22 protein-coding genes are annotated in these 17,238 nt (G+C 62.4%); 8 read left to right on the top strand and 14 right to left on the bottom strand.

Annotated elements, in window-relative coordinates:
* Positions 1–18: 18 nt before the first annotated feature.
* The 8 genes from D578_RS14845 to D578_RS0106150 form a co-directional block, all read right to left on the bottom strand.
* Entirely contained in the window at positions 19–957 is a 939-nt protein-coding gene (locus D578_RS14845; protein WP_018949099.1) for an AAA family ATPase, read from the bottom strand.
* 118 nt (positions 958–1,075) lie between these two features.
* A complete protein-coding gene (locus D578_RS0106180; RefSeq protein WP_018949098.1) occupies positions 1,076–2,116 on the bottom strand; it encodes a DUF3150 domain-containing protein in 1,041 nt (346 codons plus the stop codon).
* Positions 2,117–2,241: 125 nt separating this feature from the next.
* Positions 2,242–2,376, bottom strand: a complete 135-nt coding sequence (locus D578_RS16250; RefSeq protein WP_018949097.1) for a hypothetical protein — start codon at positions 2,374–2,376, stop codon at positions 2,242–2,244.
* Between the two features lie 36 nt (positions 2,377–2,412).
* On the bottom strand, positions 2,413–2,634 hold the full coding sequence (locus D578_RS0106170; protein WP_018949096.1) for a hypothetical protein: 222 nt from the start codon (positions 2,632–2,634) through the stop codon (positions 2,413–2,415).
* A 105-nt stretch (positions 2,635–2,739) separates the two neighbouring features.
* Positions 2,740–4,581, bottom strand: a complete 1,842-nt coding sequence (locus D578_RS0106165; protein WP_231364104.1) for a DUF4942 domain-containing protein — start codon at positions 4,579–4,581, stop codon at positions 2,740–2,742.
* Positions 4,578–5,009: a hypothetical protein gene (locus tag D578_RS0106160; RefSeq protein WP_018949094.1), complete on the bottom strand. Its 432-nt coding sequence runs from the start codon at positions 5,007–5,009 to the stop codon at positions 4,578–4,580. Before D578_RS0106160 ends, D578_RS0106165 begins: the two co-directional genes overlap by 4 nt.
* Positions 5,010–5,128: 119 nt before the next feature.
* Positions 5,129–5,359: a hypothetical protein gene (locus D578_RS0106155; protein ID WP_018949093.1), complete on the bottom strand. Its 231-nt coding sequence runs from the start codon at positions 5,357–5,359 to the stop codon at positions 5,129–5,131.
* Between the two features lie 103 nt (positions 5,360–5,462).
* Positions 5,463–7,298, bottom strand: coding sequence for a VWA domain-containing protein (locus D578_RS0106150; protein ID WP_018949092.1), 1,836 nt, complete (start codon positions 7,296–7,298; stop codon positions 5,463–5,465).
* 426 nt (positions 7,299–7,724) lie between these two features.
* Between D578_RS0106150 and D578_RS14840 the strand changes: the two genes are divergently transcribed.
* Positions 7,725–8,255 carry a helix-turn-helix transcriptional regulator gene (locus D578_RS14840; RefSeq protein WP_018949091.1) on the top strand — a complete coding sequence of 177 codons (531 nt, stop codon included), beginning with the start codon at positions 7,725–7,727 and terminating at the stop codon, positions 8,253–8,255.
* A 43-nt stretch (positions 8,256–8,298) separates the two neighbouring features.
* Here D578_RS14840 and D578_RS0106140 read toward each other — a convergent pair whose 3' ends face one another.
* From D578_RS0106140 to D578_RS0106130, 3 genes are read right to left on the bottom strand one after another with little or no spacing between them, the layout of a single operon-like run.
* Positions 8,299–10,182, bottom strand: coding sequence for a DNA topoisomerase 3 (locus D578_RS0106140; RefSeq protein ID WP_018949090.1), 1,884 nt, complete (start codon positions 10,180–10,182; stop codon positions 8,299–8,301).
* On the bottom strand, positions 10,182–10,631 hold the full coding sequence (locus D578_RS0106135; protein ID WP_018949089.1) for a hypothetical protein: 450 nt from the start codon (positions 10,629–10,631) through the stop codon (positions 10,182–10,184). Before D578_RS0106135 ends, D578_RS0106140 begins: the two co-directional genes overlap by 1 nt.
* 2 nt (positions 10,632–10,633) lie before the next feature.
* Positions 10,634–11,656 (bottom strand): ParM/StbA family protein, encoded by a 1,023-nt coding sequence (locus D578_RS0106130; protein ID WP_018949088.1) that lies wholly within the window; start codon positions 11,654–11,656, stop codon positions 10,634–10,636.
* A gap of 592 nt (positions 11,657–12,248) precedes the next feature.
* Here D578_RS0106130 and D578_RS0106125 point away from each other — a divergent pair.
* The 7 genes from D578_RS0106125 to D578_RS0106095 all read left to right on the top strand — a co-directional run bounded on the left by D578_RS0106125 (position 12,249) and on the right by D578_RS0106095 (position 15,878).
* Complete coding sequence (locus D578_RS0106125) at positions 12,249–12,881, top strand: hypothetical protein (protein ID WP_018949087.1); 633 nt, start codon at positions 12,249–12,251, stop codon at positions 12,879–12,881.
* 726 nt (positions 12,882–13,607) lie between these two features.
* Positions 13,608–13,934 carry a hypothetical protein gene (locus tag D578_RS0106120; RefSeq protein WP_018949086.1) on the top strand — a complete coding sequence of 109 codons (327 nt, stop codon included), beginning with the start codon at positions 13,608–13,610 and terminating at the stop codon, positions 13,932–13,934.
* 12 nt (positions 13,935–13,946) lie between these two features.
* Positions 13,947–14,270 (top strand): hypothetical protein, encoded by a 324-nt coding sequence (locus tag D578_RS0106115; RefSeq protein WP_018949085.1) that lies wholly within the window; start codon positions 13,947–13,949, stop codon positions 14,268–14,270.
* Positions 14,267–14,632, top strand: coding sequence for a hypothetical protein (locus D578_RS0106110; protein WP_018949084.1), 366 nt, complete (start codon positions 14,267–14,269; stop codon positions 14,630–14,632). The genes D578_RS0106115 and D578_RS0106110 overlap by 4 nt, the downstream gene beginning before the upstream one ends.
* Positions 14,619–14,945 (top strand): hypothetical protein, encoded by a 327-nt coding sequence (locus D578_RS0106105; protein ID WP_018949083.1) that lies wholly within the window; start codon positions 14,619–14,621, stop codon positions 14,943–14,945. The genes D578_RS0106110 and D578_RS0106105 overlap by 14 nt, the downstream gene beginning before the upstream one ends.
* Before the next feature lie 101 nt (positions 14,946–15,046).
* Positions 15,047–15,319, top strand: a complete 273-nt coding sequence (locus tag D578_RS0106100; RefSeq protein ID WP_369772755.1) for an HU family DNA-binding protein — start codon at positions 15,047–15,049, stop codon at positions 15,317–15,319.
* A gap of 10 nt (positions 15,320–15,329) precedes the next feature.
* Positions 15,330–15,878 carry a PH domain-containing protein gene (locus tag D578_RS0106095; protein ID WP_018949081.1) on the top strand — a complete coding sequence of 183 codons (549 nt, stop codon included), beginning with the start codon at positions 15,330–15,332 and terminating at the stop codon, positions 15,876–15,878.
* A 94-nt stretch (positions 15,879–15,972) separates the two neighbouring features.
* On the opposite strand, the gene D578_RS0106090 is transcribed toward D578_RS0106095, so the two are convergent.
* From D578_RS0106090 to D578_RS0106080, 3 genes are read right to left on the bottom strand one after another with little or no spacing between them, the layout of a single operon-like run.
* A complete protein-coding gene (locus tag D578_RS0106090; protein ID WP_018949080.1) occupies positions 15,973–16,209 on the bottom strand; it encodes a hypothetical protein in 237 nt (78 codons plus the stop codon).
* On the bottom strand, positions 16,206–16,445 hold the full coding sequence (locus tag D578_RS0106085) for a hypothetical protein (protein ID WP_231364103.1): 240 nt from the start codon (positions 16,443–16,445) through the stop codon (positions 16,206–16,208). Before D578_RS0106085 ends, D578_RS0106090 begins: the two co-directional genes overlap by 4 nt.
* The gene (locus D578_RS0106080) at positions 16,418–17,191 is read right to left on the bottom strand and encodes an EAL domain-containing protein (RefSeq protein ID WP_018949078.1); all 774 of its coding nucleotides are present in this window, start codon (positions 17,189–17,191) and stop codon (positions 16,418–16,420) included. Before D578_RS0106080 ends, D578_RS0106085 begins: the two co-directional genes overlap by 28 nt.
* Positions 17,192–17,238 lie beyond the last annotated feature (47 nt).

Below are 17,238 nucleotides of genomic sequence, written 5' to 3'. Positions count from 1 at the left end.
TTGAGTTCGCGAACGCGCTTACTCAAAGATCACCTTCTTCATGTCGAACACAGCCTCCTGCTCGTGCTGAGGCAGTCGGCCCGCCATCGCCCGCTTGAGCGTGTAGGCCACAACATCGTCCACAGACGCTCGGCGGTAGCGGTCGATCATCGAGGCCCAGCGCACCAGGGTTCGCGTTGAGAATGTGGCGGACATCGTGCCCTCCTCGAACGCTGAGCGAACCCGAGTAGCCAGCGAGATCATCTGATCCATGACCTTCGGATCAATCTTGCCGCTGAACCGCGACGTGAGGATTTTCTTCTCGGTTTCGTGCTGGGGGTATCCAAGCTCGACCGTCCAGAAGCGATCCATGGTCGCGAGGTTCTGCTGGGCGGTACCAACGTAGTTGCCCGTGTCATCGCCCAGACCAGCGGTGTTGCCAGTGACCACGAATCGGAAGCTCTCGTCCGGGTGGATCACCTCCCCGCCGTTCCGGTCCAGAACGAGGGCGTTACCCTCCAGGACCGGGTTGAGTGCGGCGAAGACCGCAGGATTGAGGATGTCGGCTTCATCGAGAATGAAGATCGCCCCCTCTTTCATCGCGAGTGCGAGCGGACCGTACTGGAAACCCGTCTCCGGGCCATTCCCGGACTCGGACGTTTCGAGGGACTTGTCCCCAACCAGGTCAGCCAGCTCCATCCGCTCGGTCGCGTTGACCCGGCGAACGGGCCAGTTCAGCCGAGCGGCGGTCTGCTCAATCATCGAGGTCTTCCCGCATCCGGTCGGGCCGTGGATGTAGAACCCGTCACCATCCGGTTGCGACACCCAGGCGAGGAAGTCCCGCAGGGCATCGGTATCGAAGACATGGTGAGGGCTGTACTCGGGCACCAGCTCGGCCAGCTCGTGATCCGGGGCAAAGCCCGGAAACTGGCCGCCAGGAAGACCGAAAACGGTCAGGTCGATCATCTGTTCTTGCATGGTGGTATCTCCTTCGAGGCGCAGGACCGGAATGGCCTGCTTCACGAAGGAGTTGCCGCCATAAAAAAACCCGCCACAGGCAAAGCCTGGGCGGGTGGTTGGTGGTCATAGACCTCGACTAGAAGCTCACATAGACGCTGTTTCCAGCGCTGTTCTGCTTCTTCGGAGTGGGCGGAGGCATGGAGGCACCAAGATCGGTGTCACCCTCCTCAGCATCGTCCTCGCCTGCTTCGGCCGTGGTGTCGGCCGAATTGCTCGGGGAGGAGCCTGGAATCGTGCTCCCGACCATCTGATGCGGGAAAAACTCCTGCCGGGTGAGAAGCCCCTGGCCGAGTTTCTGCATCTTCTCCTCATCGGAGAGGATAATCAGGATCGACACGACCTCACCGAGATTCTGCCCGGTGATGTCACCCTTCGAGGGCATCCGTCCCAGCACATCGTCCAGCTCCATCACGATCGGCGGAATCCGCTTGTCCACGAACTCCAGACCCGAGAGTTTGTCCCGCAGGCTCGTGATCGAGCCCCGGATCAACCGCTGGGTCAACCGAGGCTCATCGCGGTTGCGGGAACCCTCGATGAAGTCGTCGTAGACGCGCTCGGCCGCCTGGGCGACCTCCCGGAAAACCGACCCGCTCATCCCTTCGGCGTGACGGCTCAGGTTCTCCGGTTCCTCATCGGAAGGCTGGATGTTGAACACCCCGTAGTCGAACCCGAAGCGATTGCGAAGCGTGTTCGCGCTCGGGACACCTCGGCGGATGGCGTCCTCCATTTCGTCGGTACACCAGTCCTGATCGACCCATTCATCGACCTCCTTGGTCAATCGCTGCACGAAGTCCTCCACGAAGTCGTTGAACTCGGTCTGCATCGCAGCGAGGTCCACGAGGAGATCGGGGAGGGCTTCCTTCGGGACAGCGAAGCCTCCGAGGAAGCGAGTGCCGACTTTCAGGCACCGATCCCGCGCACGACGCCGAAGCGTCAGGGCGGGGTTCAGGGTTTCCGGCTTCACCAGCATCTTCCGGCCGCGAGTAAACGCCTTCTCCGGAAGCGTGACGCCAAGCTCCCCCTGCTTCATGGTGACGCCGCCCGACCAGGTGGAAATGTCGAGGGTCACAACCGAGATTGCCTCGGTGACGGTCACGGAGTTGTTGGAATTGCTCATGGCCTTGCTCCTTCTTCATGCCGCACCGGAATTGGCGGGCTTCACGAAGGGATTGCAGGCACAAAAAAACCCGCCACAGGTAGTACCTGGGCGGGTGCTGGTTCCGTTGCGGGGAGAATAGGCCGTCAGCTCTCGTGTTTCAGCTTCTCGTGCTTTTTCTCAGCCCACTTCCCGAGCCGCATAAGGCCAAAATACGCCGCGATTACGGCGACCGTGGCGGCGACGATTGCGATGGACAGATTGCTCATATCGACATTCATGGTTGTCTTCCTCTCACGATTTTAGCACTTCGCCCGTCACTCATCGTTGTCGTACAACAGGACTTGCAGCACGAAAACGGCGAGCACGGCCAGCAGCAGGGCCAGGGGGTCAAACGCCCCTTCGTAGACCATCTTCCCGAACAGGAAGACGGTGGCGGCCATCGCTGCCTGCGGCAGCGGGCGGAACAGCCGCTTGAGCTGTTTGCGCGTCAGGGCTCCCGCCACACGAGCCCCGAGGCGCTGGGTCAGTTTCTTCATAGGCGATACCTCCGTAATGGTGCCGGGCCGGGATGGCGCGGCTTCACGAAGGGATTGCGGGCACAAAAAAACCCGCCGCAGGCAAAGCCAGGGCGGGTGTGGTCGTCATGCAGTGAGACGCTTCTGGGGCGCTTCAAGCGCCTTATCCACGTCAATGCCATGGCGTTCGAGCACGCGCCCGAGCGCCTGGTCCACTACTTCGCTTCCGTGGTTCCGTCGATCCTCGTGCGCAGAACAAACCTGATCGAACGGCGAACCCCAGAAAGAGCGGTCCACGGGGGCCTTCCGGACCTCCTCACGCAGCTCCTTGTCGAAGCGCTCCGCCTTCTCGTACTGAAGCCAGAAGTCCTCGCTGACGCGAGCATCTTCCGGCGGCAGCCACTCGCGATGCCGTCCGACCAAGCGGTTGAGGCGGTCCACTACCTCCTTGTTGCGGGGGAAGAAGTGGATCGTCCCGGCGCCAGGGTAGTACCGGAGATCGAAGTACGAACTCTGGATACGCTCGCCGTCCTTCAATGCCTCGAACTCCTGGTCGAAGGCTTCCGCGATGCCGTACTCCGGCTTTTGCTTGCCATCGAGCATGGCAAACACCTTGTCGAAGTCACTGAGTAGCCGCTGGGAGTCCCAGGAAATCCCGGTCCGCCATGGCTCGCAGTTGTGGCCCGGAAGGATGAAGCGGGTCATCTTGATCCGCATTCCGGCCTCCCTGTGACGATCGTTCGACTTCCACCCCCGGTAGTACACGGCATTATCCGAGTGATACCGGGTGATCTGATCGAACACGCTGCACGCCATTTCGAGCTGGATGTCGCCCTGGTTCTCGATCACTCCCAAGAGGAACCCGTAGATGTTGCTCACGGTGAACTCCAGGGTCTTGATCTGGGCGAATTGCGACTCGACCTGCTTCTGCCCGGCCGACGAGAGCCGGTCCGTCACGCGCGAGGATCGGAGAATCCCGGTCCACGCGCGGTCCTTCAGGTCTTCGTAGCGCTTGAACAGCTCACGCCGTACATACTCCACAGAGGAGCGGTCCCCGAAGGCGTCATCGCAATACCCGCCTGTCACAGCGCCCATCGAACGCCCCAGCCGGGCCTTGTACCGCTGAGCCCTCGCATCCGCGAAGACCGACTCACGAGACGCCCTCACGGCCGCGTTGAAGGCCGTCACGGCGTTCTCGATGGTCGAGGCGCCCAATGCCAGCTCTTGCGGCTCGTGATAGCCGCTGGCGAGCCCTGCGGCCGTCATGGAGTCCCGTTCAAGGTCTTCCATGATGGTCCCGGCCAGGTCGTGCTCCAGGTCGGCGTTCTTCCGCAGATACACCAGCGCCACCTCGACGTTGGTTTTCCGCATGGAGTCGTCCTCGGCAAACGCCGCCTCCACGAACTCCACTTCGCCGTGAGCCTCCACGAGCCGGACGAGCCGCCGCCGCTCTTTCGAGCACGGGTTACGGATCGTCTCGGCGTTGAGGATCGCGACCACCTCCCCATCCCATAGGGAATCCCACGCCTTCAGCGCATGAAGCGCGCCCTGGGCAAAGGGCGGGTTGAGGATGATGTGGCTGTACATGGAACCGGAGTCGAACTGGAGGAAGTCGAGCCCAACGACCGAGTACCCTTCCTCCCGCAAACGCGGGTGTCGGGTAATGTCGATCTCGATGCAGTCGATGGGGGTTCTCCCCATCCACCCATTCGAGGGCGCGGCAGCCAACAGGTCGCCGTTTCCGGCGGAGGGCTCCAGGACGCGAGTGAAATCGCGTTCCCGGAACATGGACCAAGCCTTCTCGGCCAGGGACTTCGGGGTTGGATAGAACTGCAACGAGTCAATCATCGTCTTTTCCTTCGTCATGCAGGACCGGAATGGCCTGCTTCGCGAAGGAATTGCGCCCACAAAAAAACCCGCCGCTGGCAAAGCCAGGGCGGGCGGTTTCTTCGTGGCCTGAGCCGTCAAACGTGGAATCGCAGGATTCTCGAATCCAGCAGGTCTTTTGACCCCTGGCTCCTGAGCCATTCGATTCGCTCTAGCTGTTTCTTGAGCGAACTGGCATCCCGGATTTGGGTTTCGAGGATGAGGGGGCCATCCGGGTCGTTGGCATCCCAGACGGCCGGTGCGTACAGCACGCTCCCGTCATGCGACGGCCGCTGTGAAAGGCCAGCGTCGATCTCGCGCTGGTCGATCGCCGCAAGCTCTACGACCAGGGTGCGGCCGTAGCCTCCACCAATCGGCCCTTGTAAACGGTACGCCCGCGACTGCTGATCCCCGAGGCGCTGGGCATCCTTGATGTGCGTCTCGATCAGGGTCGCCCCTCCACTCAGGAACGGGTTGGTCGTGTCGCGCTCGGTAACGACCGCATAGCAGGTGTAATCGAAGTCGATCATGCTCTTTCTCCTCACGATGCAGGGCCGGAATGGCCTGCTTCACGAGAGGATTGCGGGCATAAAAAAACCCGCCATTGGCAAAGCCAGGGCGGGTTGGTTTCAGCGCAGTTCCGGGCGGCTCATCGCCGGTAGTCCTTCATCTTGCGCAGTATTTCGAGGGCGAGAGCGAGTTCCCCGCCTTCCGACTGCTGGATACCTTCCCGCTCGATTTTCGACAACATTTCGTGGCACTCGAAGGCTACGCGAGAGAGCATGTTTTCGACCTGTCCCAGCACGTTTGCGGTGTCTTCGTCGAGCCCCGTCACGTTGTCGAGCAGTGCCATCACGTTCGTTTCATCGAATCCAGCCATGGTTTTTCTCCTTCGGGTATGCAGGGCCGAAATGGCCTGCTTCACCGGAGGATTGAGCCCATAAAAAAACCCACCCAAGGCAGAGCCGAGGGTGGGTGTGGTTTCAACGCAGGACGGTCCTTGCCGCCTTTCTCAGCTCGCCCGAAAGGGCTTCCAGTTTATCCACGGTGACGTACTGATCCCCGAAAATCGGGGACAGATCAACGCCCAGACCGACGCCGAATACGGAGACGCCCATCTTTCGGACCTCCTCGACCGCCTCAGCCGGGCATTCACCCGTGCGATCCGGCTCACCATCGGTCACGACTATCGCAATCTTCCGCTGCTCGGGTTGAGCAAGCAGATTTCCCGCGACAGCCCGCAGCGATTGGAGCATTGGCGTACAAACCCCTCCTGCTGCCGGGTACAGGCTTGCAGCCCGCTTCCTTTTGACCCCCGAGAACGTCTCGGAGAAGGGAACAGGACTCCAGACCTCCATCTCCTCTCCGTTCGGGAAAACGGACAGTGCTGAGCGGACCCCCTTCAGGGGCTCCAGAGCCTCCATCATCGCGTGTGTCGCAATGACGGATTCGGCCATCAGCGAGAAACCGCGTTCCGATTCGGCGGCTGTCATGCTCCCGGAAACATCCAGCAGGATATGGATTGCGCAAGACTGCGCGCGCGCAAACTCCTCCCGGTAGAAGACCCGATGGTTCCCGGTCATCACCGTTGGCAGAGAGCCACTGCTGAGGCGCCCTTGCCGACGCGGATCGCGGCGGTTTCGAGCCTGACCCTCCAGCAGAGCCCGCAGGCTACGTCGAACAGCGCCCGCGAGAGCGCTTGCCTCCGCAGCCAGCACCCCTCGGGTTTCCCCGGTGTAGGTTGGCAGATGGGAGAACCTTGCAAACGAGAAGGTGTCCTTCAGCTCTACATCCGGGCTCCCGCTGCGGTCCAGGTGACCGTGCTTCTGGAGAACGTCACCAAGGTCCGTATCCGGTACCGGCGTGTTGATCCACGGCTGGACGATCTTCTTGAACTTCCGGCTGGACTTGCCGCCATTCTGCTCAAGATCGTCTTCCTTCCCGGAGTCGGAGCCCTCGCTGGAACCGGAGTCACCGGAGTCAGAACCCGAATCCGAGCCCTCACCAGCATCCGATTCACTGGAGCTTCCTGAGTCACCTTCCGCGTCGCCGCTTGAGCCCTCATCCTGAGAGCCCTGACCGGAACCTTGGCTTTCACCCTGGTCCTGGTCGTCACCGGAGTCGCCCTTCTGCTCCTCCTGCTGGGACTGGTCGTTGTGCTGCTCCTCGGCCTCACGAATGAGGTCGATGATCTGCTCAGCGACCGCAACGGCTTCCGCCGTTGCCTTGAAGTCCAGGCCCATTGTGGGCAAGCACTCAAGAATCCCCTCGGCCCGATCCATGATGTCGTCACCCAGGATTGAACGCGCGAGCGCGTCGTCTTCCTTGGCGATGTCATCGAGAGCGGATTGCCGGAGCACCCAGGCGCGGCGGGTGTGGAGCAGCCAGTTGACGAAAACGACAACCGGGTGCTTTTCCCCATCCGTTGTGCCCATCGTGCCTTCCTGCACCAAATGAGCTACGAGTTGCCCCAGAAGGTTGCGAAGGCCGGGGTAGACGCGAACGATGCTCCGCTCGATACGGATGTCCTCGATGATGTTGAGAACCCCCTGGTGGAGCGGACCCTGCTTCGCGAATGCACGAAAGGCTTTCATGTCGGTCACCCGAGCATGGCTGGCCTCGTGGCCGAGATACGCAAGCGCGATGAAGCGCTTGTCGTCCTCCACGACCGGCAGACAGATGTGGTTGCCATCCGTCGAAGCCGTAGCGGCATACCGATCCACGGAAACGCGGATGTTGCCGCTCCCCTGACGGTTGATCTGCTCAACCATCATGGTCGCGGTCACACCGAGGGACTGCTGCATGGTGGATTGCGTCATAGCGATCTCCTTCTTCGTGCAAGGCCGAAATGGCCTGCTTCGAGAAGGAATTGCCGGACGAAAGAAACCCGCCCGAGAGAATTGGCGGGATCGCCGGGAGACCCCGACCGTTCCCCGGTCACTATGCCTGTGACCCTGTAACTGATTGACTCGCCAAGCCTCTCGCTCTCGTTAGGAGCGAGCGCAGACGGCTCCAGGGCAGGGCTGCAAAACCTCGAATCTGCAACAAAACCGCCAGAACGTGTAGAAATCAATACCTTCGGGTGTCTGGAAGTGATGTCGTGTACGCAGTTTGTAGATACAATGCACCGAGAGGCGATGGAAAAATTACAACAGGAAACGCTTATGTAGCGCGTTTCCCGACCGAACCCCCAACGGCGGCGAATCGAGAAGCCGCCCTTTTATCCAGAAACAAAGGAACGACGCATGGCCCCCAAAGGCAGTTCCAAAGAGAAGACGGGTGAAGATGGAGGTGGCGCGGCTCCCACCGGCCACATCAAAGGCTCTGCGCTCACGAAAGCACTGCTGGAGCGAGCGGAGGAGCTGGAAATGGACCGCTACAAGTTGGCGGACGCCATCGGCATCACCTACTCCTACCTCACCCTGATCCTTAACGGTGGGCGGGACATCAGCAAGATCACGGACGAAAAGCTCCGCAGCATGGGGCGCTTCCTCGGCATCCCGTTCGCCCAGGTGCTTATGCTCGCGGAAGTCCTCCGCCCGGAAGACTTCATCGTGGGAGAGGAGGAGACGATCGACGCCTCGATCCGACAGGTCTACGCCTCGATGTCCCGGCATCCTGAGTGGCGCGGCCTTGCCCCTACCGATGAGGATTGGGCCAATACGCCCCGCCAGGTGAAGATCGTCCTCGGCATGATGTTCCAGCGCCTCACCAATGAGGAAATGCTGGAAGTTGCCAGCATGATCGAGGTGGAAGACGGGGAGGCGCAGGGGTAACCCTCGCCTCCGTGGGCGGCCCCTTCGCGGGGCCGCCTTCCTTTCAAGCCGCCTTACGTCGCTTGGTGCCGCCTTTCTTCGGCGCCCGACCCTTCGGTTTCGCAGGCTCCCCCGCGATCTCCACTTCGCCCTTCCGGTCCTTGGCCCACTTGAGGATGTAGTCCAGGAAGCGGTGGATGTTCCCCTCGAATTCCGACAGCTCCATGTCGCCGTCCGCGATCCGCTTCAGGTCCATTTCCCACTTCGCCGTCAGATCGGGGTTCACGAGCAGAGGGTGTAGCGTCTGCGCAATGGAACGCCCCAAGTCGCTCACCTTCAGCTTGCCGCGATCCAGTGTGATGTACCCGCGCGATTTCAACGTCTCGATGGTTTGCGCCTGGGTGGCGGCCGTGCCGATCCCCGAGTTCTCCTTGAGAACGGCCTTCAGCTTGTCGTTCTGGACGTACTTCGCGACCGATCCCATGTCCTCGATGAGCGTGCCTTCGGTGTAGTAGTCCGGCGGGCGCGTGGTGCGTTTGCGCGGCTTCGCGTCCGCAACGGTCACCTGGGCGCCATCCGGGAGGTCCGGTAGCGCCTTGTCGTTCGCGGCCTTGCCCGCCACGGCGGTCCATCCGGGCGAAACGGTCACTTGGCCCTTGGTCTTGTACGTCCGGCCGTCCCAGGAAGCGGTGTACAGCGTCTCGTCATATACGCGGTCGGGGGCGAGCATCAGCAGGTAGCGCATGGCAATCGCCTTGTAGAGCGCCACGGCCTGACCCGAGAGGCCATCCGGAAGGGGCTTCCGGGTGGGGATAATGGCGTGGTGCTCCTCCACCTTCGAGGTGTTGAACACGCTCGAACGGGGCTCCGGATTCTGGAGTCGCCCCCTGGCGCTCACCAGGGAGTCGTCGGCCGCCTGCCCAATCGCGTCGAGAATGTCCGGCACGTCCCCCTCCTGCTCCTTGGGCAGATAAGGGCATTCGGTTCGCGGATAGGTTGTCAGCTTCTTCTCGTAAAGCTCCTGCGCCACGGCCAGCGTCTTCGAGGCCGAGAGCTTCAGGTTCTTGCTCGCGAATTTCTGGAGTTCCGGCAGCGTGAACAGCCGGGGAGGGCGCTCTTTCTTCCGCTCCGTTGTCTTCGACAGCGCCCCGTCTCGGCCCTTTAGGGCCTTGGCGATGGCCTTGGCCTCGTCCTGATCCCACAGGCGGTCCTCGTCCTTCTGCGGGGAGAACGCGAGGCCCAGCCGGGGCGTCGATTCGTCGGCGGGATCGCGGCTGGACTCGTAGACCGTGGCCTCGATGTCGAAGAAGTCCCGAGGCTTGAAGTTCTCGATGAGATCGCAGCGGCGCGCGACCAGGGCAAGCGTCGGGGTCTGCACCCTTCCAATCGAGATCATGTGTTCCCGCGAGAGCGTCTTCGTGATCGCGCGGGAGAGGTTCATCCCGACAAGCCAATCCGCCCTGGAGCGGCCAAGCCCGGCTTGGTAGAGCCCTCGGAAGCGGTCGTTGGGCTGCATCCGACCCAGCTCGCGCTTCACGGTCGCGGGATCGGTTGCGGAGAGCAGGAGCCGCTTGGTGGGTCGGTCGTTCCCGAAGTATTCGAGGACTTCATCGACGAGCATTTGGCCCTCGCGGTCGGGGTCGCCTGCGTTGACCACGGTGGATGCCTTGGCGAGCAGGGCCTTGATCGTCTTGAGCTGGTCCTTGCTGTCCCGTTTCGGCTCCAGTTTCCACCGGGGAGGGATGATGGGGAGGTGCTTCAAGTCCCACGATTTCCATTCCGGGTTGTAGGCTTCCGGGAAGGGCATTTCGAGGATGTGGCCGAAGCACCAGGTCACCACGTCATTGCCTGCCTGGATGTAGCCGTCGCCGTTCTTTTTGGGGCCGGGGAGGTTTTCAGCGATGGCCCTCCCGAGGGAGGGCTTCTCTGCGATGAATAGCTTGTCCATCAGAACTGATCCATGGAGTCTTGCATGATGCGCAGGGTTTCCGGGTCAATGTCTTCTGTCCCACCCTCCTGTCCTGTCCCTTCACCTTCTGGCGATGCTTTTCTTGCCGCCTGCGGCGGAGCCTGTTCGGATGAGGGCTCGGGTGCCGTTTCCGGCGGTTGCGGTTTCTCCGGAGCTTCGGCGGGGACGGATGCGACCTCTGAACGGGCCGGTTCGGAGGGGGCCGCCTGTGCGGCCGGTGCCTCCTTGCGCTTCGGGGGGTCGGCTGGTTCCTGCCCCCCATCGTTCTCCGCGCGGATGGCGTCGATCAGCATGGATCGGGCCTTCTTGGACGCGGCGCCATACGGCTGCGCCATCAGCCACTCATACAGCTCGGGGTCGCGATCGGGCTGGACGTGAATCGTGATGCGTTCTGGCCCATTGCTTCGGGCTCGCTTCCAGCGCGCCATGATTACGCCTTCGCCTTCTGGCCGAGCCGGTCGGTCATGCGACCGAAACGGTAGTAGCCCTCGGAGTTGGCGAAGCGATGGCCCTTGTAACGGGTGCCCTCGGCCTCGGTGTCCTCCGCCATGCGAGCGTGCGGCCACTTGGCCTGAAGCTGATCCAGCACAAGAGAGCCGCCGCCCCCGGTGACGATGATCCCGTCGAGGTGCTTGGCGTGGCTCTGCATGAGCTGGTTGGCGGTGTCGATCACCTGGTTGGTGATGGTGCCCAGCGCCTTCGTGACGTGATCCTGCACGTCGATTCGCTGCCCGTACTGCTTCAGGGTGCCCTCGCGCAGCGCCTTCTCGGCCTCGAAAATGTCGGCCTCGATGTCGTGATCCCGCAGGATGCGTTCGAGCGCCTGAGCGGCGACGTAGACGCCGGGGCCGCCACCGGAGCCTGCCTCGACCCAGCGACCGTTCACCAGAACCATGATGTCGGTCGAGTAGTAACCCACGTCGATCACGCCCCACGACTCGTCGTGCATGACGCGCCCATCGGCGGGCAGGCCGGTACGGGCGAGCATGACGCTCTGGTAGGTGCCCATCGGCTGCGGCATCACCCGAATCTGAACACCATCCCCGAAGACCTCGGTGGCGATCTCCTTGAGAGGGTCGCGGCGCTGGTCGAACTCGGTGACCGGCAGACCCAGCACGACGATCCGGTGGGAGAAGGCGTCCGCGTCCTCGCCCGCGATCCGGTTGGCGTGCGCCATGAGGGCCATGTGCTCGTTCGACTGGAGCCATTCACGGGTCAGGCCAGCGGCCACGGAACCTCGTGCCTGGATCGTTGCGGTATCCCCCACGAAGTATTCGCGCCCCCGGACCTTCACGGTTTCGCGCGCGGCCCGCTGCGCTTCCTCGCTGTTGCTGATGTGGATGGCCGGGGCGGCCACGGAAGGGAACATGTAGCGGTTCACGCTGTTCGCCTTGTCGAAAGTCATTTTGACTGCGCTATGGCCGATGTCGAGGCCGATTACCTGGGTCGCCATTCCGTTCTCCTGTATTGGCTCTGTGAGGCCGTTTCTGGCCGTTTTGTAGGGGGGCTTCCCCTGTGCTTGTTACAGGCGCAGTAACAGTGACATTGACTGTTCCTGTGCTTGTGACTGTGACTGTTACAGTGACAGTGATAGTGACTGTTCCTTGTACTGTGACACATACAGTAATACAAGCAGGTGCAAGTCACAACAGAAGTGACAGGTGGTTATACTGTGACCGTGGCCTGTTCCAGAGCGGGAATGGTCGGTGCCAAGAGCTTGAACACCTGCCCCGGAACCATGGCCCTCAAGAGGTCCGCCACCACGGGGGCGCACCCGCGAAGCGCCGAGCGAACAGGGCGGGACCGAAGGCTGATCTACAACAGCACCAAGCAGCCCAACGAGCAGCCAAAAAGACCCGGTTCGGATGGTCGTAGCCGAGGCACCGATGGCCTCGAATCCCACCGGAACCGGAGACACAGGAGCGGCCTCGACGCCGGTTCGGATGCCCCTCACCAGACAGGAGTGGCGACCGAGGCGATGGCGGCTTTCTCACCGATTCGGATGGGCCGATTCGGATGAGCAGCGAGAGACATGGAGGAGTGGAATGGCGGGAGTGGAGTCGAGTGGCCTGGGCCGGTTCGAGTGGTCACCGGAGGCACCCGAGGAGCTGGATTACGAGACGAAGATGCTCGGGGACATTGCCGATTCGGAGGCGGCATTTGCGGCTCGGATTCGGCAGGGTGCGGATGATCTGGCTCGGGCGGTTCAGATGTTGAACCGTTGGATCGTGGCGACGGATCGGGTGTTGTGGCGATTGCAGCCTCCGGCCACGGGGCGCATTCGGGTTCGGTGGGAGCGCAAGTCCGGTTCGGATGGGCGTTCGTTGACGCCGATCCTTGTGCGGTGGAAGAAGGTGCGTGGTGGCTGGCAGACGGAGCGGTTGGGGCCTCGTGCGGAGAATAGCGTCACGCGCTGGGGCGGCTTTGAGCGCCATTCAGATGAGGTCCGGGATGCTGTGCTTTTGGCGAAGCGGTTGATTGCCCGGCGGGCGGAGGTGGTGAAGCGGGGCCGGGATTTCCAGCTTTCCGGATCGGAGCGTGCCCGTTCGGGTGAGCTGATGGGTAGCCGAGCCCAGGAGGAGTTGGAGCGGATCGTGGAGGAGGCGAATGGTCGGATGCGGGAGGCGGATGAGCCGCTGGACCTTTCGTATGTGCTGACGGGTGAGTGGTCGGCTTAGGCGGCTGGATCGGGCACCGGCCCGGTTCGGATGGATAACATGTTTGGACGCTGATTCGGCTGGGTGGGGTGTCTTGTCTGCGCGCGGTCGTTCGGGTGGGGTTCCTTCAGCATCGTCGTAACATGTTTGGACGTTGTATCGGTCTTGTGGGGCCGGTTCGGATGGGCTGGGGTGCGCGTCCCGTGCGTAACATGTTTGGACGCTATACCGGGGTGTCCCGGCGGGAGTTTGGGCTTCTCGATAGGAGGAGGGCTCGTGGCACCTCGGGCTCCTGGATACCGCTGGAGACGGGGCGAGGGAGACAACATGTTTGGACCTCCTACCGGGAGGGCGCGGCGGTCGGTGCCTGGGGCGCGGGGCTTTCCGATAACATGTTTGGACGCTGTATCGGGTGGAGCCGGGCATAAAAAAGGCCGCCCGGAGGCGGCCAATGCGTTTCTGGAGGCTTACCAGTAGAGGAGACTTCCTCCCCACGTCGATAGGGAGGGCCGCTTACGGCGGCCAGTCGCCGGGGCAGACGCACAACAGGAGAAATACCTGCCCGGATGAAGCCGGAAGGCCACAGGGGAGCAACCTTCCGGCAACAGGACGAATCCTAGCGGCTTGTTCGGCAATCTTCAACTCTGGTGTTTCAAGAATTCCATTGCGCTGCATTGTAACTCGTGCCCTAATTGATTATCCTCGTATTCATCAAGGCGCATCGTGCGCGCAAGCTGGATACAGGACATGGACAACGGGAACCCTCCCGAGCAGCGCAACCCCCTACGTCGATTTCGGGACTGGATCGCGCCCTCGCAGACGTGGCACGTCACCTGGAAGGTGTACGCGCTTCCGGACACCGCCCGCAAAGGCCAGGCGCCACAGGAGTTTGTGCTGGATGGGTCGTTCCGCGTGCCCGGCAAGCTGAACTCCAAGGCATTCGACACGCTCCGGAGCGGGGTCTGGGCCACGACGCAGGAAGCGCTCACCAATCGCGAGGTGGAGGGCCTGAGCCCCGATCCCGAGGACGTTCGCTACATCACGATTCTCAACCTGACTCGTCTCCCGAACTGAGGGCCGGTTCGGATGCTGACCTACGGAATCATCGACGACACGGTGCAAGACACCACCCCCGGTTCCGGGTGCCTGCTGGCACCCCCGGCCGACTTTGCCGGTTCAGATGAAGACTACCGGGAAGCCATGAGGGAGCAGTTTCAGCACCCGGCAGGCAGGCAGCGTATGGCCCTGCTGGTCTACAAGCCCTCCCATCGGATGCAGAAGCCGGAGATCGTTCTTTCGGGGCCGTATGAGCATTCTGCCCGTCAAATCCTCTCCTCGATTCGTTCTTGGTTGGCCGGTTCGGATGAAGGCATCCAGCCCTCGCGCTCACAAAGGGATCGGGCGGCATGAGTGAGCCCCGCGCCACCAACCTCCGGGATCGCAATATCCGCCTCGTATCCGTGCGGGATGGTCGCCTCAAGACGACCGTTTCGATGGACTCGAACCTCTACGCGATCCTCCTGCATTTGTTCAACGACGACCCCACCGATGTAGCGGTCTGGATTCGAGATCGCGCGTTCTCGCGCGCCTGCGAACAGGCCCAGAAATCGGGCAAGCGATCCCGCTCCCGATTCGTCCAAAGCGAAGCACTCGCCCTGATCCGGGACCACCTCGAAAACGGTCCCGGTGTCGTGTCACACCCCCATGCACAGGGGGATGAATCCACCCTCAACCCCCCAAGCCAACAGGAGGACTCCAATGCAGAACTTTAAGGGGACTCAAGAGGATTTCCGCCGCCAGAACTACGCACTCCGCATCGACCCCGATCCGGAAAGCGAGCTGGTCATTGATCGCGAGGGTTACCGGAACCAGCCCCTCGACGCTCCGAAGGGGAAGGGCGCTCTCGTGCTCCGGGGCTTTCGCGCCGAAACACGAAGCCCCATGCGGGACTACCTACAGGCCGAAGCCCGCGAGGACGCCGAGAAAGGCCCGGCCGCGCTCATGCGGTTCGCGATCCGGCGGTTCCACCCCAGCCAGCGCAACCCCGAAGCCCCGATCCTCGAACAGATCGTGATTACGGAATAACGCCCGCCCCGGACTCCGGGGCATCCCCGAGCCGCCCGGTGGGGGCGGTTCCGGGATGCCGCGAGCATCCATCACCAACCGAAAAGGAGCACGACATGAACATGAAAGAGCTGGCCGACATCGTGGCCGACACCGAAAAGAACGAGTCCTCGAAAGCCCAGGTGGAACGCAACCTGCGATCCGCATTCGAGGCCATCACCGACGCCCTCGGCCACGGCGAAGAAGTCACCATCCCCGGCTTCGGGAAATTCTCCGTGGCGAGCCGGGCCGCCCGCACCGCTCGCAACCCGGCCACCGGAGAGTCGATTACCGTTCCCGCCAAGAAGGCCCCGGCGTTCAAGGCGGCCAAGGCACTCAAGGACGCGGTGAACTGAGGCGGACACGATGGAGAACCAGGATACCCAGACGAATCAGGCCATCATCGAGGCCCGGCCCGCGTGGCGAAACCAATGGATGAGCCTCGCGGCCCTTCCATTCGTCGCAGCGGTCCCGGTCTGGGTGACGGCGTGGTACACCCTGCCGGGGCTCAGCCTGCCGCTGCCGCCCCCACAGGGCCTTTTCGCGGCGATCGCCAGCGCATCCATTCCTTCGCTGCTGGTCGCCTCGTGGGGCGCGCTGGGCTTCCTGATTCTCCGCGTCCTGTACCTGCGCTACGTCGATCACTTCCGTCTCGACGAGAACCGGGTGGCCCATCGCCACGGAATCGTGGCGCGGAACCAGCACAGCATCCGCCTCGCAGCCATCCGGTCGGTCGAACTGAAGCAGAGCATCATGCAGCGCATCCTCGGCATCGGAGACATCCTGATCTATGCCGCAGGGTCCAACGAGGCCGAGGTCGCCATGAAGGGCCTCTCCCGGCCTCTGAAGGCCCAGGAGAGCATCAAGGCGGCATCCGAGGCCGCAAGCACCCGTCAGGCCGTGGAGAGCGACTGACGGCCATCTGAACCGGCCATCTGAACCGGCCCACGAAAAAGGCCCCGGTGGAATCCACACGGGGCCTTTTTCTTTGCCTGTCACTCCGGGAACCCTACACCTCAGTCCCCCCAACCCACACGCGCCCGAGATAAGCTTCAGCGCCCCCCTCGGTCAACGGGGCAAGCTCCTCCGCAAAAGCCTCCAGGCGCTCGTGCGTCCACCCCGTCTCCGGCGGCAAGGATTGAGCCAGCAGATTCCCGTCGAGATCGACCACCGAAAGCTCCAGGTGACGCACCGGAGCCAAAATGTCCGGCTCGTGGAGCCACTGATCCGTGACAAAGCGAATCACGCCACCTTCCTCATCTGAACCGGCCCATCTGAACCGGCATCCCTCTCGTGATACACCTCGATCCACCGATACAGCACCCGGTCCACATCACTCCCATCCGGGTCCGCCTCAGCAATCAGCTCCAGCGCCCGCAAATACCGACGACGCTTCGCCTCCACATACTCATCAAGCGGCATAAAGCCCTCCGAACCGGCCATCTGAAGGGGCCTTAAAGGCTCGCCGCGCGAGAAGTCCACGATCCACCTCGCGAGCGAGGAGACAGGCGCAAAGGCTGCGGCGGGATCGGCCGTTCTGCTGGGCGCCCAACGTGGTACCCCTGCGCGAAGAACGCCCCGCAATCGTTCGCCACATCGAGCATGTCCTGAGTCTCGACGCCCTCCAGGATCACGGAGAAGTCGCCCAGGCGGTTTGCCGTATCGGCCACCGATTCCAGAACCGCGCGGCCTCGATCCGAAGTGACATCGACCACCGGGGCGAACTTGACGTAATCGAAGTGCGCCATGCTGAAGATCGCGAGCCCTGCGCCCCCGGTGCCGAAATCATCGAGGGCCGTCTTCACCCCCATTTCCGCGATCCGCTCCACGGCCGCGACCAACGAGAACAGCACCGCCTCACTCGCATCGAATGACTCCGTAATCTCAATCACCAGGTTCTCGGGGGAGGGGAGGCTCTGAACGGCAGCGGTCAGGCGAGGCAGGTACTCAGGATGAATCAGGCTGCTCGGGGCCACGTTGATCCCGAAGCACTCGTTCGGCCGAGTCCGGGCGGCTAACACGGCTTGGGCCATCACAGCGAAATCGACCTTGAGGGTCCGATCGGGACACGCAAATAGCTCCTCCAGCCGCCATTCCCAGCCGCCCGGATTCTGGACGCGAGACAGCAGCTCGTAATACTCCACATCCGTCGATAGCTGCCACGGGAGCGGTGCGATCGGCTGAAACAGAACCGAGTGCGTACCCACCGAGTCGATGAAATTCCCCATTGATCTACCTCGTTACGCCAGAAGGCCGAATAGCCACATTGTACATG

Source organism: Thioalkalivibrio sp. ALMg11 (assembly GCF_000377905.1).
In the GTDB taxonomy this organism is placed as follows: Bacteria; Pseudomonadota; Gammaproteobacteria; order Ectothiorhodospirales; family Ectothiorhodospiraceae; genus Thioalkalivibrio.
The sequence above is the reverse complement of the archived record's forward strand: the minus strand, read 5'-3'. Positions and strand labels throughout refer to the sequence as shown.

Coding starts and splice junctions, on each gene's coding strand:
- D578_RS14845 (WP_018949099.1), bottom strand. CDS start 957: ATGCAAGAACAGATGATCGACCTGACCGTTTTCGGTCTTCCTGGCGGC.
- D578_RS0106180 (WP_018949098.1), bottom strand. CDS start 2,116: ATGAGCAATTCCAACAACTCCGTGACCGTCACCGAGGCAATCTCGGTT.
- D578_RS16250 (WP_018949097.1), bottom strand. CDS start 2,376: ATGAATGTCGATATGAGCAATCTGTCCATCGCAATCGTCGCCGCCACG.
- D578_RS0106170 (WP_018949096.1), bottom strand. CDS start 2,634: ATGAAGAAACTGACCCAGCGCCTCGGGGCTCGTGTGGCGGGAGCCCTG.
- D578_RS0106160 (WP_018949094.1), bottom strand. CDS start 5,009: ATGATCGACTTCGATTACACCTGCTATGCGGTCGTTACCGAGCGCGAC.
- D578_RS0106155 (WP_018949093.1), bottom strand. CDS start 5,359: ATGGCTGGATTCGATGAAACGAACGTGATGGCACTGCTCGACAACGTG.
- D578_RS0106150 (WP_018949092.1), bottom strand. CDS start 7,298: ATGACGCAATCCACCATGCAGCAGTCCCTCGGTGTGACCGCGACCATG.
- D578_RS14840 (WP_018949091.1), top strand. CDS start 7,725: ATGGCCCCCAAAGGCAGTTCCAAAGAGAAGACGGGTGAAGATGGAGGT.
- D578_RS0106140 (WP_018949090.1), bottom strand. CDS start 10,182: ATGGACAAGCTATTCATCGCAGAGAAGCCCTCCCTCGGGAGGGCCATC.
- D578_RS0106135 (WP_018949089.1), bottom strand. CDS start 10,631: ATGGCGCGCTGGAAGCGAGCCCGAAGCAATGGGCCAGAACGCATCACG.
- D578_RS0106130 (WP_018949088.1), bottom strand. CDS start 11,656: ATGGCGACCCAGGTAATCGGCCTCGACATCGGCCATAGCGCAGTCAAA.
- D578_RS0106125 (WP_018949087.1), top strand. CDS start 12,249: ATGGCGGGAGTGGAGTCGAGTGGCCTGGGCCGGTTCGAGTGGTCACCG.
- D578_RS0106120 (WP_018949086.1), top strand. CDS start 13,608: ATGGACAACGGGAACCCTCCCGAGCAGCGCAACCCCCTACGTCGATTT.
- D578_RS0106115 (WP_018949085.1), top strand. CDS start 13,947: ATGCTGACCTACGGAATCATCGACGACACGGTGCAAGACACCACCCCC.
- D578_RS0106110 (WP_018949084.1), top strand. CDS start 14,267: ATGAGTGAGCCCCGCGCCACCAACCTCCGGGATCGCAATATCCGCCTC.
- D578_RS0106105 (WP_018949083.1), top strand. CDS start 14,619: ATGCAGAACTTTAAGGGGACTCAAGAGGATTTCCGCCGCCAGAACTAC.
- D578_RS0106100 (WP_369772755.1), top strand. CDS start 15,047: ATGAAAGAGCTGGCCGACATCGTGGCCGACACCGAAAAGAACGAGTCC.
- D578_RS0106095 (WP_018949081.1), top strand. CDS start 15,330: ATGGAGAACCAGGATACCCAGACGAATCAGGCCATCATCGAGGCCCGG.
- D578_RS0106080 (WP_018949078.1), bottom strand. CDS start 17,191: ATGGGGAATTTCATCGACTCGGTGGGTACGCACTCGGTTCTGTTTCAG.